The organism is Pleomorphomonas sp. T1.2MG-36 (assembly GCF_950100655.1).
Taxonomy (GTDB): domain Bacteria; phylum Pseudomonadota; class Alphaproteobacteria; order Rhizobiales; family Pleomorphomonadaceae; genus Pleomorphomonas.
On record NZ_CATNLY010000006.1, the window covers coordinates 39,237 to 63,898 of the forward strand.

Annotated in this window: 20 protein-coding genes and 1 pseudogene; 10 read left to right on the forward strand and 11 right to left on the reverse strand. The window is 66.0% G+C overall.

The window, feature by feature from the left end:
- Together QQZ18_RS06695 and QQZ18_RS06700 are read right to left on the reverse strand one after the other, a co-directional pair.
- On the reverse strand, window positions 1–1,416 hold the full coding sequence (locus QQZ18_RS06695) for a cytochrome ubiquinol oxidase subunit I (protein WP_284539356.1): 1,416 nt from the start codon (window positions 1,414–1,416) through the stop codon (window positions 1–3).
- A 73-nt stretch (window positions 1,417–1,489) separates the two neighbouring features.
- Window positions 1,490–2,866 (reverse strand): aminotransferase-like domain-containing protein, encoded by a 1,377-nt coding sequence (locus tag QQZ18_RS06700; protein WP_284539357.1) that lies wholly within the window; start codon window positions 2,864–2,866, stop codon window positions 1,490–1,492.
- Window positions 2,867–3,181: 315 nt separating this feature from the next.
- Here QQZ18_RS06700 and hemA point away from each other — a divergent pair, with 315 nt between their 5' ends.
- A complete protein-coding gene (hemA, locus tag QQZ18_RS06705) occupies window positions 3,182–4,402 on the forward strand; it encodes a 5-aminolevulinate synthase (RefSeq protein ID WP_284539358.1) in 1,221 nt (406 codons plus the stop codon).
- An 803-nt stretch (window positions 4,403–5,205) separates the two neighbouring features.
- On the opposite strand, the gene def is transcribed toward hemA, so the two are convergent.
- The 4 genes from def to QQZ18_RS06725 all read right to left on the reverse strand — a co-directional run bounded on the left by def (window position 5,206) and on the right by QQZ18_RS06725 (window position 8,017).
- Window positions 5,206–5,805, reverse strand: a complete 600-nt coding sequence (gene def, locus QQZ18_RS06710; RefSeq protein ID WP_284539359.1) for a peptide deformylase — start codon at window positions 5,803–5,805, stop codon at window positions 5,206–5,208.
- 98 nt (window positions 5,806–5,903) lie between these two features.
- Window positions 5,904–6,728 carry an SDR family NAD(P)-dependent oxidoreductase gene (locus QQZ18_RS06715; RefSeq protein ID WP_284539360.1) on the reverse strand — a complete coding sequence of 275 codons (825 nt, stop codon included), beginning with the start codon at window positions 6,726–6,728 and terminating at the stop codon, window positions 5,904–5,906.
- A 102-nt stretch (window positions 6,729–6,830) separates the two neighbouring features.
- The gene (locus tag QQZ18_RS06720; protein WP_284539361.1) at window positions 6,831–7,217 is read right to left on the reverse strand and encodes a hypothetical protein; all 387 of its coding nucleotides are present in this window, start codon (window positions 7,215–7,217) and stop codon (window positions 6,831–6,833) included.
- Window positions 7,218–7,477: 260 nt separating this feature from the next.
- Window positions 7,478–8,017 carry an AAA family ATPase gene (locus QQZ18_RS06725; protein WP_284539362.1) on the reverse strand — a complete coding sequence of 180 codons (540 nt, stop codon included), beginning with the start codon at window positions 8,015–8,017 and terminating at the stop codon, window positions 7,478–7,480.
- 415 nt (window positions 8,018–8,432) lie between these two features.
- On the opposite strand from QQZ18_RS06725, the gene QQZ18_RS06730 reads away from it, so the two are divergent.
- The 4 genes and pseudogenes from QQZ18_RS06730 to QQZ18_RS06745 all read left to right on the forward strand — a co-directional run bounded on the left by QQZ18_RS06730 (window position 8,433) and on the right by QQZ18_RS06745 (window position 10,921).
- Window positions 8,433–8,954, forward strand: a complete 522-nt coding sequence (locus QQZ18_RS06730) for a 2'-5' RNA ligase family protein (protein ID WP_284539363.1) — start codon at window positions 8,433–8,435, stop codon at window positions 8,952–8,954.
- A 129-nt stretch (window positions 8,955–9,083) separates the two neighbouring features.
- The gene (locus QQZ18_RS06735; RefSeq protein ID WP_284539364.1) at window positions 9,084–9,872 is read left to right on the forward strand and encodes a type IV toxin-antitoxin system AbiEi family antitoxin domain-containing protein; all 789 of its coding nucleotides are present in this window, start codon (window positions 9,084–9,086) and stop codon (window positions 9,870–9,872) included.
- Window positions 9,859–9,993 (forward strand): annotated as a pseudogene (locus QQZ18_RS06740) (nucleotidyl transferase AbiEii/AbiGii toxin family protein); the annotation flags it as partial. The gene QQZ18_RS06735 and the pseudogene QQZ18_RS06740, both read left to right, overlap by 14 nt.
- Before the next feature lie 91 nt (window positions 9,994–10,084).
- A complete protein-coding gene (locus QQZ18_RS06745) occupies window positions 10,085–10,921 on the forward strand; it encodes a hypothetical protein (RefSeq protein ID WP_284539365.1) in 837 nt (278 codons plus the stop codon).
- 110 nt (window positions 10,922–11,031) lie between these two features.
- Here QQZ18_RS06745 and QQZ18_RS06750 read toward each other — a convergent pair whose 3' ends face one another.
- Window positions 11,032–11,610, reverse strand: coding sequence for a TetR/AcrR family transcriptional regulator (locus tag QQZ18_RS06750; protein WP_284539366.1), 579 nt, complete (start codon window positions 11,608–11,610; stop codon window positions 11,032–11,034).
- 106 nt (window positions 11,611–11,716) lie between these two features.
- Between QQZ18_RS06750 and QQZ18_RS06755 the strand changes: the two genes are divergently transcribed.
- Entirely contained in the window at window positions 11,717–12,115 is a 399-nt protein-coding gene (locus tag QQZ18_RS06755; protein ID WP_284539367.1) for a VOC family protein, read from the forward strand.
- A 19-nt stretch (window positions 12,116–12,134) separates the two neighbouring features.
- Here the strand turns inward: QQZ18_RS06755 and QQZ18_RS06760 are convergent, their stop codons facing one another.
- Complete coding sequence (locus QQZ18_RS06760) at window positions 12,135–12,431, reverse strand: DUF1330 domain-containing protein (RefSeq protein ID WP_284539368.1); 297 nt, start codon at window positions 12,429–12,431, stop codon at window positions 12,135–12,137.
- A 204-nt stretch (window positions 12,432–12,635) separates the two neighbouring features.
- Between QQZ18_RS06760 and QQZ18_RS06765 the strand changes: the two genes are divergently transcribed.
- On the forward strand, window positions 12,636–13,079 hold the full coding sequence (locus QQZ18_RS06765) for an SRPBCC family protein (RefSeq protein WP_284539369.1): 444 nt from the start codon (window positions 12,636–12,638) through the stop codon (window positions 13,077–13,079).
- 1,038 nt (window positions 13,080–14,117) lie between these two features.
- On the opposite strand, the gene QQZ18_RS06770 is transcribed toward QQZ18_RS06765, so the two are convergent.
- Together QQZ18_RS06770 and QQZ18_RS06775 are read right to left on the reverse strand one after the other, a co-directional pair.
- Complete coding sequence (locus tag QQZ18_RS06770; RefSeq protein WP_284539370.1) at window positions 14,118–16,223, reverse strand: methyl-accepting chemotaxis protein; 2,106 nt, start codon at window positions 16,221–16,223, stop codon at window positions 14,118–14,120.
- A 621-nt stretch (window positions 16,224–16,844) separates the two neighbouring features.
- On the reverse strand, window positions 16,845–17,888 hold the full coding sequence (locus QQZ18_RS06775) for an SDR family oxidoreductase (protein ID WP_284539371.1): 1,044 nt from the start codon (window positions 17,886–17,888) through the stop codon (window positions 16,845–16,847).
- A 70-nt stretch (window positions 17,889–17,958) separates the two neighbouring features.
- Here QQZ18_RS06775 and QQZ18_RS06780 point away from each other — a divergent pair, with 70 nt between their 5' ends.
- Both QQZ18_RS06780 and QQZ18_RS06785 read left to right on the forward strand, forming a co-directional pair.
- Window positions 17,959–18,402: a MerR family transcriptional regulator gene (locus QQZ18_RS06780; RefSeq protein ID WP_284539372.1), complete on the forward strand. Its 444-nt coding sequence runs from the start codon at window positions 17,959–17,961 to the stop codon at window positions 18,400–18,402.
- A 1,018-nt stretch (window positions 18,403–19,420) separates the two neighbouring features.
- Complete coding sequence (locus QQZ18_RS06785) at window positions 19,421–21,118, forward strand: methyl-accepting chemotaxis protein (RefSeq protein ID WP_284539373.1); 1,698 nt, start codon at window positions 19,421–19,423, stop codon at window positions 21,116–21,118.
- A gap of 131 nt (window positions 21,119–21,249) precedes the next feature.
- On the opposite strand, the gene QQZ18_RS06790 is transcribed toward QQZ18_RS06785, so the two are convergent.
- Complete coding sequence (locus QQZ18_RS06790) at window positions 21,250–22,086, reverse strand: alpha/beta hydrolase (RefSeq protein WP_284539374.1); 837 nt, start codon at window positions 22,084–22,086, stop codon at window positions 21,250–21,252.
- A gap of 336 nt (window positions 22,087–22,422) precedes the next feature.
- Between QQZ18_RS06790 and QQZ18_RS06795 the strand changes: the two genes are divergently transcribed.
- Window positions 22,423–24,189, forward strand: a complete 1,767-nt coding sequence (locus tag QQZ18_RS06795) for a chloride channel protein (RefSeq protein ID WP_284539375.1) — start codon at window positions 22,423–22,425, stop codon at window positions 24,187–24,189.
- Window positions 24,190–24,662 lie beyond the last annotated feature (473 nt).

A 24,662-nucleotide genomic window follows, 5' to 3' on the forward strand; every position in this document is an offset into this window, starting at 1 on the left:
TCAGTTGATCGCCGGGTCGACGTCGTCGGGCGCAGCGGAGAGCGGACGGGCCGGCCTCTTCGCTTGGCCCTCGTCGTGCGGCGGCTCGCCGTCGTCGCTGGTCTCCGGCCCCTTGGCCACCAGCTTCAGCATGTAGCTGACGCCGGTGCCGAACACGGCGAAATACATGACGATGAAGGCGATCAGCGTGGCCGACAGCACCGGCGCCGAATGGTTCGACACGGCGTCCTTGGTGCGCATGACGCCATAGACGATCCACGGCTGGCGGCCGATCTCGGTGGTGTACCAGCCGGCCAGGATGGCGATCAGGCCGGACGGCCCCATCCAGGTGGCAAAGCGCAGGAACCAGCGCTGTTCGTAGAAGCTGCCGCGCCAGCGCAGCCAGGCGCTCGCAAGGCCCAGCACCAGCATCAGCATGCCCAATCCCACCATGACGCGGAACGACCAGAACACCACCGTGGAATTCGGCCGGTCCTCCTTCGGGAACTCGCTGAGGGCCTGGTACTGGCCGTCGAGGCTGTGGGTGAGGATGAGGCCGCCCAGCCGGGGGATTTCCAGCTTGTAGCGCGTCACCTCGGCCTCCATGTCGGGCCAGCCGAACAGGATCAGCGGCGCGCCGGCGCCCGGCTCGTTGCGCCAGTGGCCTTCCATCGCCGCCACCTTGGCCGGCTGGTGCTCCAGCGTGTTGAGGCCGTGCATGTCGCCGACCAGGATCTGCAAGGGCGTGACGAACAGCACCATCCACATGGCCATGGAGAACATGGTGCGGATGCGCGGCGTGTTGTTGCGCCGCAGGAGGTGCCACGCCCCGGACGCGCCGACGAACAGCGCCGTCGCCAGGAAGGCCGCCACCACCATGTGCGCGAGGCGGTAGGGGAAGGACGGGTTGAAGATCACCTTCAGCCAGTCCACCGGCACCACCACGCCGTTGACGATCTCGTAGCCCTGCGGCGTCTGCATCCAGCTGTTGGAGGCGAGGATCCAGGTGGAGGAAATCAGCGTGCCGAGCGCCACCATGATGGTGGAGAAGAGGTGCAGCCCCGGCCCCACCTTGTTCCAGCCGAACAGCATCACGCCCAGGAAGCCCGCCTCCAGGAAGAAGGCGGTCAGCACCTCGTAGGCCAGCAGCGGCCCGGTGATCGAGCCGGCGAAGGAGGAGAAATAGCTCCAGTTGGTGCCGAACTGATAGGCCATGACCAGGCCCGACACGACGCCCATGGCGAAGTTGACGGCGAAGATCTTCGACCAGAAATGATAGAGGTCGCGATAGACGAGATCCTTCTTCCAGAGCCACATCGCTTCCAGCACCACGAGGTAGCTGGCGAGGCCGATGGTGATGGCCGGAAAGACGATGTGGAAGGAAATGGTGAAGCCGAACTGGATGCGGGCCAGTTCCAGCGCGGTCAGGCCGAACATGGTGCGCCCTCCGTGGGTTTGGCGGTCGTCGTGGGGGTGGTGTCGAACGCGGTCATGGCGAACATCCTTTGCCTCACACCACCGCCCGTGTGGCGAACGCCGGCTGCGACATGAGGCTTGAAAGCTGGATCAGCCCGTCCTCGAGGTCGCCCCGGTCGGGCGCGACGCCAAGCGAGATCCGGACGGCCTCGACGGGTTGGGCGAGCGTGGCAAAGGCCGAGGCGGGCACGATGGAGACGCCGGCCCGGTCGGCGTGCTCGGCGAAGTCGGCGGCCCGCCAGTGCGCCGGCAGGCGCAGCCACAGGTGATGGCCGTGCGGATCGGCCGCGTAGACGGCGGCGCCGAGGATCGTCGCCGCCAGCGCCTGCCGGGCGGCATTCTCGGCGCTGATCGCCCCGGCCAGCTCGTCGAGCGCGCCCTCGACGATCCAGCGACTGACCAGCGCCGACATCAGCGGCGGCGCCATCAGGCTGGTGGCGCGCAACACGCCGGCCAGCCGCAGCGCCGAGGCGGCGCCCGGCGCCAGCACATAGGCGACGCGCAGGGCCGGCGTCGCGCATTTCGACAAGGTGGCGATGTGCCAGACGAGATCGGGCGCGAGTTCCGCCATGCTCACCAGCCGGTCGGGCCGGAGCGGCGCGTAAGGGTCGTCCTCGACGATCGTCACCTCGTGCCGGCGGGCGATGGCGACGATGGCGCGGCGGCGCTCCTCGGGCAGCGTCGCCGTCGTCGGGTTGTCGATGCTGGGAATGACGTAGAGGAGCTTGGGCGCCCGCCGCCGGCAGGCCGCCTCGAACGCCTCGGGCAGGATGCCCTTCTCGTCCATGTCGAGCGGCTCGATCGCCAGCCCCTTTTCCAGCGCCACGGCCTTCAGGCCCGGATAGGTCATCGCCCCGGCGGCCACCACGTCGCCCCGGCCGAGCAGCAATTCGCTGAGCGCGTAGAGCGCGCACTGCGCCCCGCCGGCCACCACCACGCGGTCGGCCGTCACCCCGGCGACGCGGCGGGCGAGCCAGCCGGCGCCGGCCTGCCGGTCGGCCTCCGAGCCCGTGCTGTCCTGGTAGTGCAGGCGGAGGAGGCCGTTGGGGTTGGCGAGAACGCCGGCAATGCCCTGCGGCAGCAGCTTGCGGAAATCGAAGCTCGCCGGCTGCGGCGGAATGTTCATGCTGAGGTCGATCAGCGGCGGGGCGACATCGCCGCCCGCGTCGTCGGCCGTCTCGCAGATGAAGGTGCCGCGCCCGGCCTGCGCCGCCACCAGCCCGCGCCGCCGCGCCTCGTTGAAGGCCCGCGTCACCGTCGTCAGGTCGACGCCGAGCGCCTCGGCGATGGCCCGCTGCGCCGGCAGGCGATCGCCGCGCGCCACGCGGCCCGAGCGGATGTCGGACTCAAGCGCCTCGACGATGCCGAGATATTTCGCCCGCGCGCCCTCGATCAGTCGCGGCTTCCACATGGCGGCCTCTCTGTATGGCAACAGCACATACAAGACATCTATCATGTATGGCCCATAAAGGAAACCCCTTACGGTGATGCGGGCTGTCCGGCCGACGCAAGACTCCGTCCAGAAAACCGCTGATTTCAGCCAGATTTGCCCCGTCATCGCCTTCAAAAAACCTGAGCATAGCAGCCATGAATGTTCGTGACGCAGGACTTTGTCGCGAGCGCCCGGCTTGTAATGTATGGATTTGATCCATACACAATGGCATCAGGCGTATGGCATCGACGCAAGGGCGCCCCATCGACAGCACGTTCCGACAAGGCATTCGACATGGACACCACCCAGCATTTCAACACCCTGCTCGACGACATGAAGCGCGACGGCCGCTACCGCACCTTCGCCGAGCTCGAGCGCCGGGCCGGCGCCTTTCCCGCCGCCCTCTGGCACCGGCCGGACGGCGAGACGCGGGAGGTCACCGTCTGGTGCTCGAACGACTATCTCGGCATGGGCCAGCACCCCGACGTGCTCGCCGCCATGCACGCCGCGCTCGACCTGTCCGGCGCCGGTGCCGGCGGCACCCGCAACATCTCCGGCACGCACCACCAGCACGTGGCGCTGGAAGCCGAGCTGGCCGACCTCCACGGCAAGGAGGCGGCGCTGATCTTCACCTCCGGCTGGATCTCCAATCTGGCGGCGCTCGGCACGCTCGGCCGCGTCCTGCCGGGCTGCGTCATCTTCTCCGACGCCCAGAACCACAACTCGATGATCGAGGGCATCCGCCGCTCGGGCGCCGAAAAGCGCATCTTCCGCCACAACGACGCCGCCCATCTCGACGAACTGATGGCCGCCGTCGACCCCGACCGCCCCAAGATCGTCGCCTTCGAGAGCGTCTATTCCATGGATGGCGACATCGCGCCGATCGCCGCCATCTGCGACGTCGCCGACAGATACGGCGCCCTCACCTATCTCGACGAGGTCCACGCCGTCGGCCTCTACGGCCCGCAGGGCGGCGGCATCGCCGACCGCGACGGCCTCGCGCACCGGCTGACCATCATCGAGGGCACGCTGGCCAAGGCCTTCGGCGTCATGGGCGGCTACATCAGCGGCCCCGCCGCGCTCATCGACGTCGTGCGCAGCCTGGCCGAAAGCTTCATCTTCAGCACCTCGCTCTGCCCGCATCTCGCCGCCGGCGCGCGCGCCGCCATCAGCCACGTGCGCAGCCACCCCGAAGACCGCGCGCGGCAAGCCGCCAACGCCGCCCGCCTCAAGGCCATGCTGATGGAGGCCGGCTTGCCGGTGCTCGACACGCCGAGCCACATCCTCCCCGTCATCGTCGGCGACGCCCACCTCTGCCGCCGCATCAGCGAGCGCCTGATCGCCGAGCACGCCATCTACGTCCAGCCGATCAACTACCCGACGGTGGCGCGCGGCCAGGAGCGCCTGCGCATCACCCCGACACCCTTCCACACCGAAGCCCACATGCGCACCCTCGTCGCCGCCCTCCAATCCATCGGCCGCGACCTCGGCTGGCCAGCTAAGCGCAAAGGCTGAGCCCAAGGCCAGCGCGAGCACGACGATTCATCGAGAGGGAACAGGGGAGACCTATATCCACGTCTCGCTCCTTCCTGCCTGAGGTCCTCGCCTGCGCAAGGATGACAGCACGATGGGAACGGGAGCCACTTTCGGTCACCGGAGCGCAACGGAAACGCGACGCATCTCTTTGTTTCATATCAATTAACTGTCATCCCCGCGAAGGCGGGGACCTCAGGACGAGATACCTCCTCGGCCCATATCAAGCTCCATGAAGCACGGGCGCCCGATATCTCCCTCAGTGCCCCTTCCTGCCCGAGGTCCTCGCCTGCGCAAGGATGACAATTTATATATAGGGAACAATGGGATAAGCGGCGCGCCAACCCCGCCACCGCATCGCTTCCCCCCCCAATGGACAGCACAACCGCGAAAGTCCACGCGCAACAGCTAACCAACTGTTACATATCACTTTCCTGTCATCCTCGCGAAGGCGAGGACCTCAGGACGAGATACCTCCTCCGCCCATATCAAGCTCCATGAAACAGGGGGAGACCTATATCCACGCCTCGCCCCTTCCTGCCTGAGGTCCTCGCCTGCGCAAGGATGACAGCATGATGGGAACGGGAGCCTCTTTCGGTCACCGACGCGCATCGGAAACGCGACGGAATCACAACGCAACTATTTGTTATATATCACTTTCCTGTCATCCTCGCGAAGGCCGCTTGAATTCGCGCGCGAATTCAAGGTGGTCCTCAGGACGAGATATCTCTTCGGCCCATATCAGGCTCCCTGAAACAAGCGGCCCGATATCGCCCGCCCCACCCTCAGGCGTCCTCCGCCTCCTTCAACCGCGTGTCCATCTCCTGCATGGCCCTCAGCGCCCGCCGCCGCAGCGGGTGGTCGACATCCGGGGTTTCGTCGAGGTCGATGAACAGCTTGCCGTTGAGGTGGTCGAACTCGTGCTGGACGATCCGCGCCGCCAGCCCCTCATAGGTCGCAACGCGGGCGGCGCCGGTCAGGTCGCGGTAGCGCACGATCACCTTGGGGTGGCGCAACACCTTGGCCGAGCGCCAGCCGGGCACGCTCAGGCAGCCTTCCTCGCCCAGCACCGAGGCCTCGCCGAAATACTCGACCTCGGGGTTGATGAACACGGTCGACGGCAGGATGTTCATCGCCGAGCCGATGAACAGGCGCCAGGAGATGCCGACCTGCGGCGCCGCGATGCCGACGCCGCCGGCATCGAGCATGCACATCCACATTTCCTCGACGAGGCGGCGCAGCGTCTCCGAGCCGATCATCTCCTCGGGCACCGGCTTCGCCACCATGCGCAACACCGACTCGGCGATCTGCAACGTCGTCCGGCTGCCGGTCACGATGGAGGCGCGCGCCGCGCCCTCGGGAATATCTTCGTCAACCTCGGTCATGCTCACGCTCCGTGTCACATCCACCCGGCGCCAACATAACGATCAATCCCGCCCACCGCACCATACGGCATTTGTCGAGGGTGCGCCGAGGCAGCCCATCACCCCAGGAACGGCGCCACCATCTCCTCGCTGCGCTGCCACAGCGCCCGCGCCACGCTTCCATCGTCGCGGAACAACACCGGCATTTGCGCGCGCTTGAGATAGACCTCGCCCGGCTGCCAGTCGCGGCCCGGTTCGCCCTCGGCCAGCCTCACCAGCCGGCGGGCGCTGGTATCAGGGCTGATGGTGGCGAGGTAGCGCAGCGGGGTGTGGTAGAACCAGCGCATGAAGAAGGTGGTGTCCTCGGCGAAGTTCGACCGCACGAAGCCCGGATGGAAGGCCACGGCGGCGATGCCGTCGGCGCGGTGGCGCCGGTCCAGCTCGCGCGTGAACAGGATGTTGGCCAGCTTGCTGCGGCCATAGGCGCTGGTGGGCGAATAGCCGCGCCGCTGGTCGAGGTCGTCGACGTCGAAGCCGCGCCCCCAGACGTTGGCGGCAAAGCTCGAGGTCTGGATCACCTTGGCGCCGCTCGCCGAGAGCTTGTCCATCAGGAGACGCGTCAGCAGGAAGCCGGCGAGGTGGTTGACCTGGAAGGTCTTCTCAAAGCCGTCCTCGGTGACCGTGCGCGGCCCCATGATGCCGCCGGCATTGTTGGCCAGCACGTCGATCCGCTCGTAGGCGGCAAGTTCGCCGGCCAGCCGCTTCACCTCGGAGAGACGGGCATAGTCGGCCACGTGGAACGGCGCGTCGAGCGCCCGTGCCAGCGCCTCGGTCTTGGCCGGCGAGCGCCCGACCAGCACCACCTTGTGCCCGCCGGCCTTGAGCTGACGCGCCGCCGCGGCGCCGATGCCGTCGCTGGCGCCCGTGATGACGATGGTCCGCATGCCGTCCTCCCCCGCTGTCGAGGCGGACAGTCTACGCCATCCGGCCCGGTCCGCCCATTGGCAGATGCCGAAAGGGCCCGGACGCGGCGGAGCGGCGGCCGTCTACGGCGCTCGCACGCAGGGGGCCACGTCGCCGGGTCTGATGCGCCCGGCCTGGATGTCCTTCCAGTAGGGGATGTTGGGGTCCGGGCCGCCGATATAGGAATCGTAGACCTTGCGATCCATGGAGATCGGCCGGCCCGAGCTGGAAAACCCATACATGTTCTTGTCGTCGATATAGGCCGAGGCGAAGCCGATCGGGCAGAAGTACGTCCGATCACCTTTGGTGACGTGCCAGCCCAGCCGCCCCGACTTGCTGTTGGTCAGCTTGCTGACCTTGAACCCATCCTTGACCAGCTTCTCCATGGTCTCGGCACTGGCAACGGACGGCGCGACGAACACGCCGAGCGCCGCCACGATCGCCAGCCTCTTGAGAAAACGACCCCCCACTCGCTCACCCTCCCTCAAAATGTCCGGACTCAATCCGCCACACTCCAGAGTTATCACCTGAAACCCTGGCGAGTATCCTATTCGAATTGCGTAGAGCCTGCCCCGAAACTCGCTGGGGTGAGGCAGATGGCGATGGTTTCGAGAACCGGAGCGGAGCGAACTTGAGGTTCGTGAGCACCGGACGCGCAGAAGCCGAAGCTAGATGTCCACCCCAGTAGAGTTTCGGGGCAGGCTCTTAGCCACAGGCCGATGACGGCCAATCAGCGCCCCACCCGCTCCATCACGAAATCGGCCCGCGCCTCCACGCTGGCGAACGGCAGCTCGATCAGCTCGTAGCCGAGCCGGGCATAGGTGGCCGCCACCGCGCGGCAGGTCGCCTCGGCCTCGGCCTTGTCCTGCTTGCGCTCGGCGTCCTGGGCGAAGATCGCCTCCCAGTAGGGGGCGAGATAGACGGCGCGGTTGTAGCGGAACCGCCGCGCCGCCTCTTCCACGTGGGCCGGCACCGGAAGGCCGATCAGCGTCAGGTAGCCGGCGATGTCGGGAACGCCCCGGTCCATCACCACCGGCCCGGCCATCGCCTCGGCCTCGTGGAAGGAGCGCAGCTCCCAGCCCAGCATCAGCTCGGCATAGAGGGCGCGGTCGCCCCAGGGCAGCGCCGCCCCGCCGATCGCCACCTGATCGCGAATGATCGCCCGCCCGGCCTCCGGCATGCTGCCGACGCCGCGCCGCGACAACGCCTCGATCAACGTGCTCTTGCCCGCGCCGGGGCCGCCGGTCACGACAAACAAATGGTCACACATGTGCCATCCTCGAAATTGGATCTGAAAGGGGGATTTGCGCCGGCCGCCGCCCGTCATTTGCGGGGGGAATTGCCAAGCGCGGAGAGAGGGTAACCGGAGAAGCGGCGCGCGGCAAGGGGGGCAACGGTCATCGAGGGCTGGCGTCGCGTGATATCGGCCGCTTGCTCCTTTCTGCCTGAGGTCCTGCGCCTCACGCGCAGGATGACGCCTGATGGATAGGGAGAATCCGGCAAACGTCTGTTTTTATATATAAATTTGTCATCCTGCGCTTTAGGCGCAGGACCTCAGGACGAGACGTCGCACCGGCCCGTATCAGGCTCCCTGCAACAAACCACAACCTGCCGAAGAAGCTCGACCAGCCATCCGCTCCGGGCGTAAGCTGCGCCTCCTGTCGGCGGAACGCGGGGAGAAGCCGATGCCCTATGCCATCTGCATCAAGTGCCTGAACGATACGGCCGCTCCCATCCTGAAGCTCTGGGACGAGGCAAGCGCCTTCGAGGTCACCGCCTCGATGACCGCCCTCAACTATCCGCCGCACCTCACGCTGGCCGTCTTCCCCGACCATCCGGGCCGCATCGTCGACGGGCTGGACGAGGTGTTCGCCGCCCAGCCCAAGCTGACCATCGCCTTCGACGGCGTCGCCTATTTCGACAACGACCTGCTGGTGCTGTGGGCGAGACCGCGCCGCAACGATGCCCTGATGGCGCTGCACGAGAAGCTGCATCGACACATCGCCCCCGCCCTCTGCGATCCGCATTACCGCGAGGGCAACTGGGTGCCCCACTGCAGCCTCGCCACCAAGGTGCCGCGCGCCGAGGTCAAGGCAGCGATCGCATGGGCGAGGCAGAAGCGGCTGGATTTCAAGGTCGAGTTCGACACGGCGGACTTCGTCGAGTTCCCGCCCGTCAGGGTGGAGCGGAGCTACCGGCTGCGGTGAGGAGGCCAGGGGGGCACATTGTGAGCCCACCCGGAGGTTTGTTCTGCAGCGCCCTCACTCAATCCGATTGAGTAAATTAGCCATCACCCAAACTTGCAACAGGTTTGAGCAGGCCGTAAGATGCTCAGCATGGTTGAGCAATTTGTATCGCTCCTGAACCGCCTGCAAAGGGACCTGCCCGAAGGGCTGGTCGTCGACGCCGCATGGCTGGAGGCGCGCGGCATCGCCAGCAACCTGCGCGCCTATTACGTCAAGGCCGGCTGGCTGGAGCAGCCGGTGCGCGGCCTCTACAAAAAGCCACGCGGCGGTCTGAGCTGGCAGCAAGCGGTCATATCGCTGCAAACGCTGCTCGCGCAGGCGCCGCTCGTCGTCGGCGGACGCATGGCGCTGGAGCTGCAAGGCTTTGCGCATTACCTCGCGCAGGACACCAGAACCGTCTACCTGCACGGGCCGGAGAAACCGCCCGCGTGGCTGCAGAAGCTCGACCTTCCCCAGTGCTTCGTCTACCGCAACTCCGCCACCGCGTTCCGCACCGACCCGGCCGCTCACGGCACCCTGACAACCCTGCCATGGGGGCAGTGGGACTGGCCGCTCACCCTTTCCCAACCAGAGCGCGCCTATCTCGAACTGCTCGACGAACTGCCCCGCCACGAAAGCTTCCACCAAGCCGACATGATCATGCAAGGCGCCGCCAACTTCAGCCCGCGACGGCTGCAAAGGCTGCTGGTCGACTGCCGCAGCGTCAAGGTGAAGCGCCTGTTCTTCTTCTTCGCCGACCGGCATCGCCATGCCTGGGTCAACCGCCTCGACAAGTCGGTTCTCGATCTCGGGCGGGGAAAGCGCGCACTCGTTCCCGGCGGCAAGCTCGACCCGACCTATCTGATCACCGTTCCCGAGGACCTCGATGCCGTTTCATGATCAGTATCGGGCCCAAGTGCGGCTCTTGATGCGCCTCATCCCTCTCGTGGCGAACGAGGCATGCTTCGCCCTCAAGGGCGGCACGGCGATCAACCTCTTCCTGCGCAACCTGCCGCGACTAATCTCCTAGGCGCTTTAAGTTGCGCGATATCACACGTCATAGTAGTATCGACTTGAGTTGGCTTCGCTAGCTAAAATAAAGGATATTCAGCGTGCCGAGTTCGACCTACGATACAATCGTGAAAGCCGCAGCTGCTTTTCTTCAAGAAACAGGAAGTACGGGGCCGGACTCATCGAAGAGCAACAAGCAAATCGTTGCGGCAATTCGTTCCAAAATTCAGAATGGCGAAATAAGCGTTGATGCGGCGGACGGAACTATGCTGTCCTATCTTAGCAACGCTGCAAATACTGATGTGGAGTCAAACATCGTCAGCGGAGGCCCGCGCGGAGGATATTGGTACAGCCAGTCTAAACCGCAAATTACAGAGGCTAAGCCTGCCGACGAAGAGAAGATAAAACCGGAAAAAGGCGCCGAAATAACCATCCTAGAAAAGGACTTGTACCCCTTGATGGAGCTTTGGCTCCAGCAGAAAGGTTACAAATCTAAGGACATGTCCAACGTAAAGAGTGGTGGACGCTGGGGTAATCCAGATATCATTGGGGCGGAACGCGTCGAGTTATTCGGAGCGGTTGAGATTGACCTAGCGTCCTGCGAGGTGAAACTGGCAGAACAAAACTGGGAGCAGGTAATTTTTGAGGCAATCTCACACAAGAGATTCGCGAACAGATCATGGTTTTGCTACAGACTCCCGCAAGAGCAGGTCATACCAAAGGGAATGGCTTATTATGCTGAGCGCTACAGAGTCGGCGTCGTGCAAATAGTTCTGACCGACGAAGAACTTATTAACCTAAAGTCAGGAAAGGCAAAGCCCCTAGACCTTATCGACAATGTTATAGAGAAAATACCAGCCCTATATGATTATGTCCCCCTTCGAGAACAAAGAGACCTTGTGGACAGAACCGGTATTTCTCTAACAGTTTCATTTTAGAATGTTCGCTTTCCCCAGTTAGTCTGATCGCCTTCTCCAAGGAGCTTGGTGTGGCTTGATCACCAGCAACGTGTCCAGCCACGATGCCGGCTCGGCATCGCCCTAATCCCCTACCCCACCACGATCCGCACGATCTCCCCCACGAAGCCCTCGGTCAGCGGCTCGCGGGCGAACCAGCGGCGGAAGAACAGCGGGCCGATCAGTGCGGCCGCGAGGGCGGCGACGTCGGTGTCGGCGGGGAGTTCGCCCCGGGCGATGCCGCGCCGGATCGCCGCCTCGAACGGCGCCGAATAGCCCTGCTGCAGGCGGCGATACATCTCGGCCATGTCGGGGTCGCGCTCGCCGGCATCGACGATCGACGGCAGCACGGACGTCCACGGCGCCGTTGTCAGCGCCTCGGCCAGGGCGCCCATCAGCGCGGCGACGTCGGCCCTCAGGCTGCCGAGGTCCGGCGCCGTCTGCGGCGTGCCGATGTTGGCGCAGGCATCGCGCAAGAGATCGGTCCGGGCCGGCCAATGGCGGTAGATGGTGGTCTTCGCCACGCCCGACCGCCGCGCCACCTCATCGACGCTGACGCCGGAATAGCCGCGCTCGAACAGCAGCGCCGACGTGGCGGCCAGCACCGCCGCCCGCGACCGCCGCACCCGCTCGTCCATCACGCCTGCGCCCTCGGCGTCCTCGCCTCTCATGGAAGCGCCCCTATCCACGGCCATCGCACCCCTCGACTATTTCGCTACGATACCGTATCGTAGCATATCCATCGGCGAACTTTAAGCCGCCACAAGGGAGACAGTCATGAAATTCGCCTCCACGCGCCTGATCGTCCATGACATCAAGTCCATGGTTGCCTTCTACGAGATGGTGACCGGCCTTACCGCCGACTGGCTGGCGCCAGTGTTCGCCGAGATCGTCACGCCGTCGGGCGCGCTGGCCATCGGCGCCGAGGACACCGTCGCCCTCTGGCAGGCCGGTTGCGCCGAACCCGGCCGCAACCGCACCGCCATCCTGGAGTTCCAGGTCGACGACATCGACGCCGCCTACGCCCGCCTCAAGGACAAGGTCGCCCTGGTGCACGACATGAAGGTGATGCCCTGGGGCAACAAGACCTTCCAGTTCCGCGATCCCGAGGGCACGGCGGTGTCGCTCTACATGCCCGTCACCGACGCCGCCAGACAACGCTTCGCCGCCCGCTGACCCCGGAGCGATGCCCCGCCTACCCCTCGTCCTTGCCATGGACGAGGATGCTGTCGCACTTGGCGCCGGCAAGGCGATGGACGACGATCTCCCGATAGTCGGGCGAGTTGTACCAGGCGAGAAGGTCGGCCTCGCAGGGAAAGCGGATCAGCACCGAGCGGGAATAGGGCCACTCGCCCTCCAGCACGGTCGGCGCGGGATCGACGGCGAGATACTCGCCATTGAAGCGGGCGAACACCGCGTCGCAGGCATCGAGATAGCGCTGGTACTCGGCGGGATCGTCGATGCGGATCTGGGCCACGAAATAGGCGGTCATGCTGCCCCCCCGGGAATGTGCGCCCCATTTCTACACCATCGCCGGAGCGCCGCCGTCCGGTGCGATGCATAGTCGCGCGCCCATCGATGCGCCCTGCCCCGATCGGCGAGTGCCGGCCGGGGGGCCGTCGTGGTATGGTCGGCATGAGGGAAACCACATAGGTCCGACGCCTCGCGTGCGTTTCGCCTCGGAGGAGGGCCGATCATGACCAGCACCGCGAAACTCCACCGCGTCTTCACCACCCGGCCGGACAAGATCTACCGGGCCTTCGTCGAGCCCGATGCGCTGGCCAGCTGGCTGCCGCCCAACGGCTTCACCTGCACCGTGCACGAGTTCAACCCGACGGTTGGCGGCCGGCACCGCATGTCCTTCCGCAACTTCACCACCGGCGTCAGCCATTCCTTCGGCGGCGTCTATCAGGAACTCGTCCCCGGCGAGCGGCTGGTCTACACCGACAGCTTCGACGCCCCCGGCCTGCCGGGCGAGATGACGGTCACGGTCAGCCTCACCGCCGTGTCGGTCGGCACCGACGTCACCATCGTGCAGCAGGGCATCCCGGACATCATCCCGCGCGAAGCCTGCTATCTCGGCTGGCAGGAATCCCTGCGCAAACTCGCCAAGCTGGTGGAGCCCGAGATCCTCGAGTGAGGCGAGAGGGGGGCAGCCGGCGCTAAACGTGCGCTAACTATCTGTTTTATATCAATTAACCGTCATCCTGCGCGTAAGGCGCAGGACCTCGGGAAGGTAGAGCGAGCCGCCGATATCGGGCGCCCTTCACCATGGGGAGCCCTATAGAAACCCCGAGCCCCTTTCTGCCTGAGGTCCTCGCCTGCGCAAGGATGACAATTTATATATATGATTCAGCTAGATAACCCTCGCGCGACCAAGGGGAGCGCATCGTGACGCCTTATGTGGAGGAGAAAACCTCAAAGGCAGGCGAAACGCTCTATCCAACTGTTCCATTTATATAAATTGTCATCCTTGCGCAGGCGAGGACCTCAGGACGGTAGAGCAAGCGGCCGATATCGGGCGCCCTTCACCGAGGGGAGCCCTATAGAAGCCCCGAGCCCCTTTCTGCCTGAGGTACACCTTGAATTCGCTCGCGAATTCAAGCGGCCTGCGCAGGGATGACAATTTATATAGAGGAATCAGTTGGGTAACCCGCGCGCCACAATGCGGAGCGCATCGTGACGCCGTATACGGGGGAGAAAACCTCAGAGGCTCAGGCGAGACGCTCCATCCCATTGTTCCATTTATATAAATTGTCATCCTTGCGCAGGCGAGGACCTCGGGAAGGTGAAACGAGCCGCAGATATCGGGCGCCCACTCACCAAGGGGAGCCCTATAGAAGCCCCCGTGTCCCATTCTGCCTGAGGTTCTCTGCCTTCGCAGAGAATGACAGAGGGATATGAAACGGGAGCTTGGCCCGAGAGCGCCCCGCCGCCGACCTGTCTCCCGCCTCCATCAAGCTGTCCTCCTCTGCGAAGGCAGAGGATCTCAGGACGGTAGAGCGAACCGCCGATATCGTGCTCCCGGAACTCATAGGGCTCCTGCGGCCTGAGGCGAAATTCGCTGGGGCGCGGCAGAGGGCGACGGGTTCGAGAACCGGAGCGGAGCGGGCTTAAGGCCCGTGAGCACCGGAAGCGCAGAACACTAGGCCCTATACCCGCCCCAGTAGAATTTCGGTCAGGCCGCCCGGACGGTGGAGAGGAAGCGGGCCACTTCCTCCCCCAGCTTTGCCGACTGCCGGCTCAGCTCGGAGGCCGAGGCCAGCACCTGGGTGGAGGCGGCGGAGCTTTCGGAGGCCGCCCGCGTCACGCCCACGATGTTGGACGACACCTCGCTGGTGCCGGTCGAGGCCTGCTGGACGTTGCGGGCGATCTCGTTGGTGGAAACGCCCTGCTCCTCCACGGCGGCGGCGATGGCCATGGCGATGTCGTTCATCTCGCGGATGGTGGTGGTGATGGTGCCGATGGCCGAGGCCGATTCCATCGTCGAGCCCTGGATCTCCTCGATCTGGCGGGCGATCTCGCTGGTGGCTCGGGCCGTCTGGTCGGCGAGGTTCTTCACCTCGGCCGCCACCACGGCAAAGCCCTTGCCGGCCTCGCCCGCCCGCGCCGCCTCGATGGTGGCGTTGAGCGCCAGGAGGTTGGTCTGCCCGGCGATGGAGTTGATCAGCTCGACCACAGCGCCGATCTTCTGCGCCGCCTCGGCGAGCCGCCCCACCTTGGCGGCCACGGCGTCGGCATCCTTGGCAGCCTCGCCGGCGATCTGGGCCGAGTGCTGCACGCGCTGGCCGATCTCGCCGACGGAGGCGGCCAGCTCCTCGGCCGCCGAGGCCACCGTCTGCACGTTGGAGGAGGCCTGCTCGGCGGCGGCGGCCACCGCCGTCGACTGGTGCGTGGTCTCCTCGGCGGTGGCCGACATGGTTTCGGCGGCGCCCTGCAGCTGCTCGGAGGCGGTGGAAACGGCGCCCACCACACTGCCGACGGCCGCCTCGAAGCCATCGGCCATCTCGGCCATGACGCGGCGGCGGTCGTTCTCCGCCTTGGCCTTCTCGGCGGCGACGTCGTCCTCCAGCTGGCGGTTGTGCACCAGCTTGTCCTTGAAGAAGCCCACCGCCGAGGACATGGCGCCGATCTCGTCGCCCCGGCCGGCGCCGGGGATGTCGATCGTGAGGTCGTTGTCGGCGAGGCGCGACATGGCCCGCGTCATGGCGTCGAGCGGCCGGAGCACGTGCCCGCGCACCACGAGATAGCTCACCAGCGACAGCGCCATCGCCAGCGCCATCAGCGCCGCGTAGGCGACGAACAGCCCCTGCTGGCGGCCGGCCTCCGCTTCCGTGCGGGCGAGCGCCACGTCGAGCACGGCGCTGGACACCGCCGCGATCTTGCCGAGCGCCACGGTGATCTCGCCCTTGAAGGCGTCGAAGGTCAGCGCGGTGGTGGTCCCGGCGGTCAGGTCGTCGAGCGCCTTCAGGTAGGCGTCGTTGAAGGCGCCGGTGAAATAGGCCTCGTCGGCCGTCTTCACGGCGGCGTCGAAGGCCGGGCCGAGGCCCTGCGTCTTCGCCATTTCCTTCATGCTGGCCCAGGTGATCTCGGCCTGCGCCCGCCCGGCGACGATGGCGCGCGCCTCGGCCGGGGCAAGCTGCCGGCCAGCGGCCAGCGCACCTTGCAACAACACGGCCGGCGTGCCAGACACGGAGCGGGCGTTCCAGGCCATCTGCTTGGTCAAGAGCAGTTCGCCGCTGGCCGCGTCGCGGCGGCGGATCTCGGCGTCGAGCTGTTTGGACGCGGCTTCGAACACGGTCAGGATGCCGGCGGTGTCCTTCATGTAGCTGCCCAGCAGCGCGGCGTCGCGCGCCTCCGGCGCCTTGGCGAGGTTGCCGTCGGCCGAGGTGCGCAGCGCCTGGATGGCGCGGTAGCCGTCGTCGATCGCCTTGGCCGTCTCGGCCCAGGCCGGGAAATCGTCGAGCGGCTCGGCCGTCACCTTGGCCATGTTGGCGTCGACGGTGGCGCGATAGTCGGCAACGCCCTTGACCAGCGCCGCCGCCTTGTCGGCCGGCATGCGCAGCACGGTGTCGGTGTCGACGCGCTCATAGCGCAGGGCCTGCAGCACGTTGAACACGAAGACGTCCTGGTCGGTCAGCGCGGTGACCGACCGCGCCGTCTGCCAGGACGAATAGCTGGCGACCATCAGCTTGGCGCTGAGCCCGACGACGGCGACGCAGATGAGAAGCGTGAAAAAGCCCAGAACGGTCCCCAGGCTGAAGCGACTTAGAAACTTGCTCAATTTGCCCTCCCAAGCGCAACATATGAAATGGGTAGAACGAATTTGCTGAACAGATCCTTAAGTAAAAACTGGAGCAACCGGTAATGGAATTTGGTTTTCCAAATTTCCAACCCCATGAAAACGGGCATTTATAGAAATTATTCTATCTTTTGCTTGTGGTTTACGAGCAGCTTCAACCATAGGCCGCGCACAAGAACACCAGAATGGATCCCAGTTATTCTTGCACAAAACACTTGTATCACCAGAAAACCCTACACGTTTCGCGATAAGATCACGGCTTAATCTCGAAAAATAAGGATGATCGACCCAAACCTCCTCGGCCTCGCCCGGCAACCAACCGTAACGTTGCCATCACGACACGGGCCAAGGCCCGGCGTTGACTTCGTGCAGACCGCATTGTGATGGGAAAAATTGCCAAGGAACGCTATCGCCAATTGGAACGATCCAACGCCGATCGCCTCGCTTGGCGCCCACGCCCCGCCTCAAGCCCTCGCCCGATACCGAGCGCCCACTTGCCGCCCACCACGACGAAAGTAGCGCCGTCGGACAGTCCAACCGACGGCGCGATGGATGCGATGCGGTCGGTGGCGGCCGCCGAGGTCGAGCTGATCGGCCGCTACGTCAGGGGGTGAGCCACCCGTTGGCCCGGAACCACGCCACTTCGTCGGCCAGCGTCTCGGCCACCGGGCGGAAGGTCAGGCCCAGTTCGCGCGCGCTCTTGCCGGGGTCGTAGCGCGAGCGGTCGGCCTCGCGCGCCACGGTGCGCGCCATGGCCCAGCTCAGGAGCACCGGCTTGCCGGTGAGCCGCGCGTAGACCTCGTTGCCGGCGGCGATCAGGTAGAACAGCGCCCGGGGGATGCGCCGGGTCGGCGCCCTGGCCCCCGTGGCCGCGCCGATCAGCGGTATCAGCTCGGCCATGGTCATGTGGCGGCCGGCGGCGAGGTAGCGCTCGCCGCGCCGGCCGTGGGCGTTGGCGAGGATCATCGCCCGCGCCACGTCGCGCGCGTCCACCACCGAGAAGGAGCCCGGCGGCAGGCCGGGCAGGCGCCCCGCCGCCACGTCCAGCACCGTCTGCCCGGCCGAGGTGGGGCCGATGTCGCCCGGCCCGTGCATCCAGCCGGGCAGCACCATGGCCGCCCAGAAATCGGGGTGGGCGGCGAGGAAGCCCAGCACCTCGCGGTCGGCCAGGATCTTGCTGCGGTAGTAGTCGTCGGCGTCGCGCTCGCGGCGCAGCATGGTCTCGTCGATCAGCGAGCCCGGCGCGCCGGTGAGCACCGCGATCGAGCTGACGTGCACGAAGCGCCGCACCCCCGCCCGCCAGCCCTCCGCCAGCAGCGCCCGCGTGCCGTCCACGTTGGCCGCCTTCAGCGCCGGCCAGTGGCTGCCGCCCTTGTAGGAATCGCGGAAATAGGCGGCCGTGTGGAACACCACGTCGACGCCGGACAGCGCATCGGCAAAGCCCGCCACGTCCAGCATGTCGCCCTTGACGATCTCCACGTCGAGCCCGGCGAACTGCCGCGCCGCCTTGTCGGGCGAGCGGACCAGCGCCCGAACGCGCCAGCCCTCGGCCAGGAGCTCGCGCACCAGATTGTTGCCGAGAAGGCCGGTTGCCCCGGTGACGAAGGCCAGCGAACGGCGGGAAATGGGCTCGTGATCGCTCGACATGAAAGGGCTCCAGGATTAAAGGAGCCTCTTCCATAAGTCTGGACCATGGTCCATGGTCAAGGGGTGTCACATGCTGATCGGCGAATTCGCGGCGCGGACGGGGCTCAGCCAGGACACCATCCGCTTCTACGTCCGCAAGGGCCTTCTCGCGCCGGAAACCGGCCTCAAGGGCGGCCGCAACCCCTACCAGATCTTCTCCGAGCGCGACGCCTCCACCGCCCGCATGATCCGCTTCGCCCAAGCGGTCGGCCTGCCGCTCAGGGAGATCGCCACCATCGCCGCCGAGTTGCAGCGCCAGGGCCTGACGCCCGCCCGCGAGGTGGAGCTGATGGACGAAGCGCTGGCCCGGCTCGAACGCAAGGCGGAGGAACTGGCCGAACTCACCGATTACCTCCGGCAGAAACGCGACTGGGCGGCGCGCGGCAAGCCGGGCGACGAGCCGCGCTTCCTAGAGCATTGTGCGGAAAAGTGGGAACCGGTTTTCCGCAAAAACAATGCGACAACAAGGAACTAGAGCGTGTTGGCGAACCAAGGTTCGCCGGACGCGCTCAAGAGCAACTCCAGCAAAAGTGGGAACCGGTTTTGCGTCCGGAGTTGCGTGAAAACAAAGAGGTAGAGCGTGTTGGCGAACCAAGGTTCACCGGACGCGCTCTCGACGACGCGCCCTGCCTCGCCACGGCGGCAAGGCCGGCATGATCGACTGCCTCGGCAGGCATTGGAAAGCCTTGCGTGACGACGGCGGCTTTCCATGCCCCGCGTTTGCTTCTTAGAAACTCTATAAACAAGTCGCCGAACTATTTTCGCGACGGACTCGGCCGAACTGTCGGCCCTGGCCTCCTCTCGCCGCCCGAAAAGCCGGATGCCCACGGCCTCCGGCAACGCCGTTTCGTCGACGCCATGGCCGGCAGGGCAAGGCGATGCCGACCGCCGCGACGATGGCGTGCCCGCAAACCGCCGAGGCCCGATCCCAATGGAAGCACCGACAATCAGGATGATATCAGGGCTGTTCCTGCAATCGGCGCACCGACCAGAAGTATACATCTCCGAACCGACAGGTCCCGACCGGCCAAGGCGGCCTCCATGCCTAAGTACAACCCCTACTATATGAGGGAATACAGATCGGCGTGGCGAAGATTAAGACCGTCCTCTCGCCCCCATGATCGGGTTGGTGGGGATTACCTTCCCTGCACTCTCAGTTGAGAAACGCCGGTACCCAAACGCCGGGCGTGCCCCAAGCGAACGAGGCGGGCCGACCGGGCCGCGAGGCAGCCATAAGGCGCGGCCGGTCGCCAGCCGACGCGCCGCCCCAATGCCCCCTCGATCGCGGCATGGGTTTACGCGAGGCTTACCGGATCGGGACGATTTATTTCTTTCTTACCAGTCCGGAGTTTTCCCCTTGTTAATTACATGCAGGGTTAACTCAACATGTCGCCGCGACATCGCTTCGTCCACGGCCAAAAAACAGACCCGCTAGTACCGCATAACAAACAAACTACCTCAGAGTAGAGCCAGCCTCCCGCCAGGAGATCGACATGTCGTTCAAGAATTGGCCGTTGATATGGAAGGTTTTTTCCCTTCTTTTGATCCTTTCGGCCGCAAGTTTCGGGGGAATATTTTACACGGTCCACCAGATCACCGTCGTCGACGACCTCGACACGGCGATCATCAACGGACCGGCGACGGCAACCACTGCCCTGGCCCGATCCAACCGCTACATCACGCAGTTCGAGCTCGACATTTACCGGACGCTGGTCCCGACCGACGCCGAAGCCAACGCGGCCGCCGTCAGCAAGATCAATGACGCCCTCAAGAACACCTACGACGAGTTCGCGGCCGCCGAGAAGGCCTACGCGCCGATCGGCAGCGACATCGCCCCGCTGGTCCAGCGGTTGCAGGGCTTGGCGAGCGATGCCTGCGGCAGCGTGTCGCAGCAGGCCGCGCAGGCCAAAACCCCCGAGAACAGGGCCAAGGCGGTCAAGGCGATGGAAACCGGCTGCAGCCCGCAGCTCGAAGAAATCCGGCAGGCCAACCTCGACATCAACAATCGCCTCATCGCCGCCAAGGACGCGCAGAACCGTGAGGTCTCCGCCCTTGCCGCCTGGACCACGACGGTCTCCCTGGTCGGTCTGGCAATCGCCACCGCGGTCATCCTCGGCCTCGCCTTCGTCATGGTGCGCAGCGGCGTGGTCCGTCCCGTCCAGACCTCCATCGGCGTGATGGCCGCCCTCGGCCGCGGCGAGCTGCAAGTCCCGGTGCCGGGCACCGACCGGAACGATGAAGTGGGTTCCATCGCCAAGGCTCTCGAAGTCCTGCGCGGTCAGTTGCAGGAGGCGGAAGCCGCCCGCATCGCCCAGACCGCCCGCGAGGAAGCGGAACTCCAGCTGCTGGCCCGCCGCGAGACGCTGGCCAACAGCTTCGTCGGCCGCATGCAGGAACTGGCCAGCGGCTTCGCCCAGTCGTCCGGCGAAGTGGCCGACAGCGCCCGCAACCTCTCGGCCACCGCCGAGGAGACGTCGCGTCAGGCCCAGGCCGTCGCCGCCGCCGCCGAGCAGGCCGCCGCCAACGTGCAGACCGTCGCCGCCTCGTCGGAAGAGATGGCCGCCTCCGTCCGCGAGATCAACGGACAGGTCGCCCGCTCCGCCTCCGTCGCCGACGCCGCCTATTCGGAAGCGGAATCGTCCAACGAGCGCATCGGCGCGCTGGCCACCGCCGCCTCGGCCATCGGCGACGTCATCAACCTGATCAAGGGCATCGCCGACCAGACCAACCTTCTGGCGCTGAACGCCACCATCGAGGCGGCGCGGGCCGGCGAGGCCGGCAAGGGCTTCGCCGTCGTCGCCTCCGAGGTGAAGCAGCTGGCCAGCCAGACGGCCAAGGCCACCGACGAGATCGCCGCCAAGGTGGCGGAGATCCAGCAGGCGACCGAGGGCACGGTGACCTCGATGGGCGAGATCAGCCGGGTGATCGGCAACATCAAGGAAACCGCCTCGATCATCGCCGGCGCCGTCGAGGAACAGGGCGCGGCCACCGCCGAGATCGCCCGCAACTGCCAGCAGGCGGCCACCGGCACGCATCAGGTGACGCAGAACATCGCCGGCGTCGGCCAGGCCGCCGAGATGACCGGCACCGCCTCGACCCAGCTGATGACCCTCTCCGACGGCCTGTCGAGCCAGGCCGACGACCTCCGCAAGGTCGTCGAAACCTTCGTCCGCGACTTCGCTGCCGCCTGACCCCCCAACGGGCCGCCCTCCCAAGGGGCGGCCTTTCCCCCTTGCCGCACGACGCCGGGCGAGCGCCAGCCTTCAGAGGTAAACCGCGAGGGGGCCCGTCAATTTCGCGCGCGCGGACTCTTGCGTCGGCTTCACCCCCTGCCGCCGGGCCGCATCGCCTGCCACAGGGCATCGCCAATGAAGCCGATCGCGGCCTCCTGCCTTGCGGCGGCATGCGCATCGGCATGTCCGGCGTCCGGGATGGAGCGGAAGGAATGGGAAATCGAGAGGCCGTCCAGCAACTGATGGAGATAGACGGCGCCGTCGTGCAGATGGAACTCGTCTTTCTGACCGCAGTCGATGAAGATCGGAAGGTTTTCCTTCCGGATCGTGGCGGCGTTCTTCCGCGCAAGGCTGTGAACGCAGTTGTCGGCATAGGTGGCGGCGTCGCCCCCCATGGCCTCGTTCAGATCGTTCAGAACCGACGGGCGGTTCCGTGGCGGCACGGCCTCCGCGGTCTCGGCCGGGAAAATGACGGGGCAGAGCGCTGCGACGGCCAAGACGCGCTCCGGGTGCCTGAACGCGGCGCTGAGGCTGCCATAGCCCCCCATCGAAAAGCCCATCAGCGCGACTTTGGCTGCCAGCCGATAGCGACCGGCCAATCGGCGCGGAAGTTCATCGACAACCAGCGACTGCCAACGCGGTCCCCCGGGGTAGTCGATGTAGAACCCGCCGTGCGTGGGCGTCGAGGCGCAGGCGACGATGGCCGGCGGCAACTGTCCTGAAGCCCAGGCGCCTTCATAGGCCGGTCTTGCCGCCTCCAGCGACGCGGAAGACGACATGGCACCGTGAAGATGCAGGATGAGCGGCAAGGGACCGTCGGGCAGGGTTGCCGGCGCCAGCGTCCTGTACTCCACCTCGGTGCCGGTCGTCTCGGCGCGAAAGGCGAGCGTTTCGAGATTTGTCGGACCGATGTCCTTTGCACACATGAAGCACCTCTGCAGAACCCGCTGGACAGCCGACACACGCCCCAACACGTCCGGTGATCGCATCGACCGGGAGTATGGAACCTCCGTGATGGTCCAGCGCGGCCAATGGCATCGCCCCGGCCCGATGATGGCACCCTCTTTTAATATGAGAGTGCGCCTCACCATACACGCTTCAGAGTTGCCGAGGCAAAGGCTTTGCCACGCGGCGCTGAAGCCGGTGAGCAACAAGGAGCGCACCGTCATGGCTTTCCATCGCATCCGAAACTGGCGATAAGGCGTTATGTCCTGGCGGGCTCCGGCCCGGCCTCCCCTCCACCCCCAGCCGACGCCAGAGCCTTGCGCATCGCCTCTCCCCTCATCGTCACCGCCTTTCGCCTGCTCATCCGGCTGCGCCGCTATCGCGAGATCGGGCTTGTGGCGCTCGCCATGGCGGTGGGGTGCCTTGCCGGCGTCGTCGTCACCACCATGAGCCGGGTTACCAACCTCGCCCACCAGTGGCTCTACATGCTGCCGTCGGGCGAGCGGCTCAGCGAGCAGGAGAGCCTCGCCCACCCGGCGCTGGCGCTGATCCCGGTGGCCGGCGGCATCCTGCTCGCCCTCCTCGCCGCGCTGACGCGCCGTCGCTTCAAGCGCCAGCCGGTCGATCCCATCGAGGCCAACGCGCTGCACGGCGGCCGCATGTCCGTCGGCGAAAGCCTGCTGGTGGCGGTGCAGACCATGATCTCCTCCGGCTTCGGCGCCTCGGTGGGGCTGGAGGCCGGCTACACCCAGGCCAGCGCCGGCTTCGCCTCGCGCATCGCCGAGGCGCTGCGCCTGCGCCGCCGCGACATCCGCACGCTGGTCGGCTGCGCCGCCGCCGGCGCCATCTCCGCCGCCTTCGACGCGCCGATCACCGGCGCCTTCTACGGTTTCGAGCTGATCATCGGCACCTATTCGGTGGCGCTGGTGGCGCCGGTGCTGGCCGCCTCGCTGGCCGCCAGCCTGACGGCCGGCTGGCTCGGCGCCTTCCAGACCACGGTGGAGATCGGCCCGGTGCCCATCCTCACCGCTTCCGATCTCGCGCCCTTCCTGCTGCTCGGCATCGTCGGCGGCCTGCTCGCAGTCGCCGTCATGCAGCTCACCACCGGCGTCGAGCGCGCCTTCCGCCTGGTGAAGGTGCCGGCCTGGGCGCGGCCGGCCATCGGCGGCGCGCTGGTGGGCGGCCTCGCGCTCCTCACCCCGCACGTGCTCTCCTCCGGCCATGGCGCGCTGCACGCCGCGCTCGCCTCCCCGGTCGGCTGGCAGATGCTGCTGGCCCTGTTCGTCCTGAAGGCGCTGGCCTCGGCGCTGTCGCTCGGCTCGGGCTTTCGCGGCGGCCTGTTCTTCGCCTCGCTCTACCTCGGCGCGCTGATGGGCAAGGCCTATGCGCTGATCCTGATCGCCACCGGCCTCACGCCCGACCTGTCGCCGCTCATCGCCTCGGTCATCGGCATGGCGTCGATGGCGGTGGGCATCGTCGGCGGCCCCATGACCATGGCCTTCCTGGTGCTGGAAACCACCGGCGACCTCGCCATCACGAGCGCCGTGCTCACGGCCTCGGTCGTCTCGGCCGTGGTGGTGCGCGAAACCTTCGGCTACTCCTTCTCCACCTGGCGCCTGCACCTCAGGGGCGAAACCATCCGCAGCGCCAACGACATCGGCCGCATGCGCTTCCTCACCGTATCCCGCATGATGCGATCCGACGTGCGCACCGTCTCCTCCGGCCTCAGCCTCGACGGCTTCCGCGCCCTGTTCCCGCTCGGCTCCACCCAGCGCGCCATCGCCGTCGACGGCAACGGCGGCTATGCCGGCGTGGTGGTGGTGGCCGACGCCTACGCCCCCGACACCGCCGAGGGCCGCACCGACATCGCCCCCTTCCTGCGCCACCGAGAAGCCATGCTGCTGCCCTCGATGACGGTGGCCGAGGCGGCCAAGCTGTTCGAGGCGGCCAACGCCGAAGAACTCGCCGTCGTCGAAAGCCTCCACACCCGCAAGGTCATCGGCCTCCTCACCGAACAATACCTCCTCCGCCGCTACGCCGAGGAACTCGACAAGGCGAGGCGGGATCTGACGGGAGAGGGGTGAGCGGGAGAAGCGCGCTAACCTTATGTTTCATATCACTCTCCTGTCATCCTCGCGCAGGCCGCTTGCATTCGCTCGCGAATGCAAGGTGTACCTCAGGACGAGAAATCGCTTCGGCCCATATCACGCTCCCTGAGCCAGGGGAGCCCGATATCACCCCCTCGCCTCTTCCTGCCCAAGGTCCTCGCCTTCGCAAGGATGACAATTTATATATATGGATCAGCGGGATAACCCGCTTGAGCACCCCCCCGGGGCATCGCATGCCCCCAACAGCGGGCGCAACCTCCCTCACCCAAGCGATACACTTAACTCTTTGTTTCATATCAATTAACTGTCATCCTCTGCGAAAGCAGAGGATGGATTCACGTTTGAAGCGCAACAGTGAGGAAGTCTTTGAATACCTCGGCCGGGGTGCTGTAGCCAAGGATCTTTCGTGGGCAGTCGTTGTATTGGTCCATGATGCGATCGATTTCGCT

What these genes read in the sequence shown, in the direction of transcription:
- QQZ18_RS06790 (WP_284539374.1), bottom strand. Translation starts at nt 22,086, where the DNA reads ATGTGTGCAAAGGACATCGGTCCGACAAATCTCGAAACGCTCGCCTTT.
- QQZ18_RS06730 (WP_284539363.1), top strand. Translation starts at nt 8,433, where the DNA reads ATGCCCTATGCCATCTGCATCAAGTGCCTGAACGATACGGCCGCTCCC.
- QQZ18_RS06695 (WP_284539356.1), bottom strand. Translation starts at nt 1,416, where the DNA reads ATGTTCGGCCTGACCGCGCTGGAACTGGCCCGCATCCAGTTCGGCTTC.
- def (WP_284539359.1), bottom strand. Translation starts at nt 5,805, where the DNA reads ATGACCGAGGTTGACGAAGATATTCCCGAGGGCGCGGCGCGCGCCTCC.
- QQZ18_RS06775 (WP_284539371.1), bottom strand. Translation starts at nt 17,888, where the DNA reads ATGTCGAGCGATCACGAGCCCATTTCCCGCCGTTCGCTGGCCTTCGTC.
- QQZ18_RS06725 (WP_284539362.1), bottom strand. Translation starts at nt 8,017, where the DNA reads ATGTGTGACCATTTGTTTGTCGTGACCGGCGGCCCCGGCGCGGGCAAG.
- QQZ18_RS06780 (WP_284539372.1), top strand. Translation starts at nt 17,959, where the DNA reads ATGCTGATCGGCGAATTCGCGGCGCGGACGGGGCTCAGCCAGGACACC.
- QQZ18_RS06735 (WP_284539364.1), top strand. Translation starts at nt 9,084, where the DNA reads ATGGTTGAGCAATTTGTATCGCTCCTGAACCGCCTGCAAAGGGACCTG.
- QQZ18_RS06715 (WP_284539360.1), bottom strand. Translation starts at nt 6,728, where the DNA reads ATGCGGACCATCGTCATCACGGGCGCCAGCGACGGCATCGGCGCCGCG.
- hemA (WP_284539358.1), top strand. Translation starts at nt 3,182, where the DNA reads ATGGACACCACCCAGCATTTCAACACCCTGCTCGACGACATGAAGCGC.
- QQZ18_RS06755 (WP_284539367.1), top strand. Translation starts at nt 11,717, where the DNA reads ATGAAATTCGCCTCCACGCGCCTGATCGTCCATGACATCAAGTCCATG.
- QQZ18_RS06700 (WP_284539357.1), bottom strand. Translation starts at nt 2,866, where the DNA reads ATGTGGAAGCCGCGACTGATCGAGGGCGCGCGGGCGAAATATCTCGGC.
- QQZ18_RS06760 (WP_284539368.1), bottom strand. Translation starts at nt 12,431, where the DNA reads ATGACCGCCTATTTCGTGGCCCAGATCCGCATCGACGATCCCGCCGAG.
- QQZ18_RS06765 (WP_284539369.1), top strand. Translation starts at nt 12,636, where the DNA reads ATGACCAGCACCGCGAAACTCCACCGCGTCTTCACCACCCGGCCGGAC.
- QQZ18_RS06750 (WP_284539366.1), bottom strand. Translation starts at nt 11,610, where the DNA reads ATGAGAGGCGAGGACGCCGAGGGCGCAGGCGTGATGGACGAGCGGGTG.
- QQZ18_RS06785 (WP_284539373.1), top strand. Translation starts at nt 19,421, where the DNA reads ATGTCGTTCAAGAATTGGCCGTTGATATGGAAGGTTTTTTCCCTTCTT.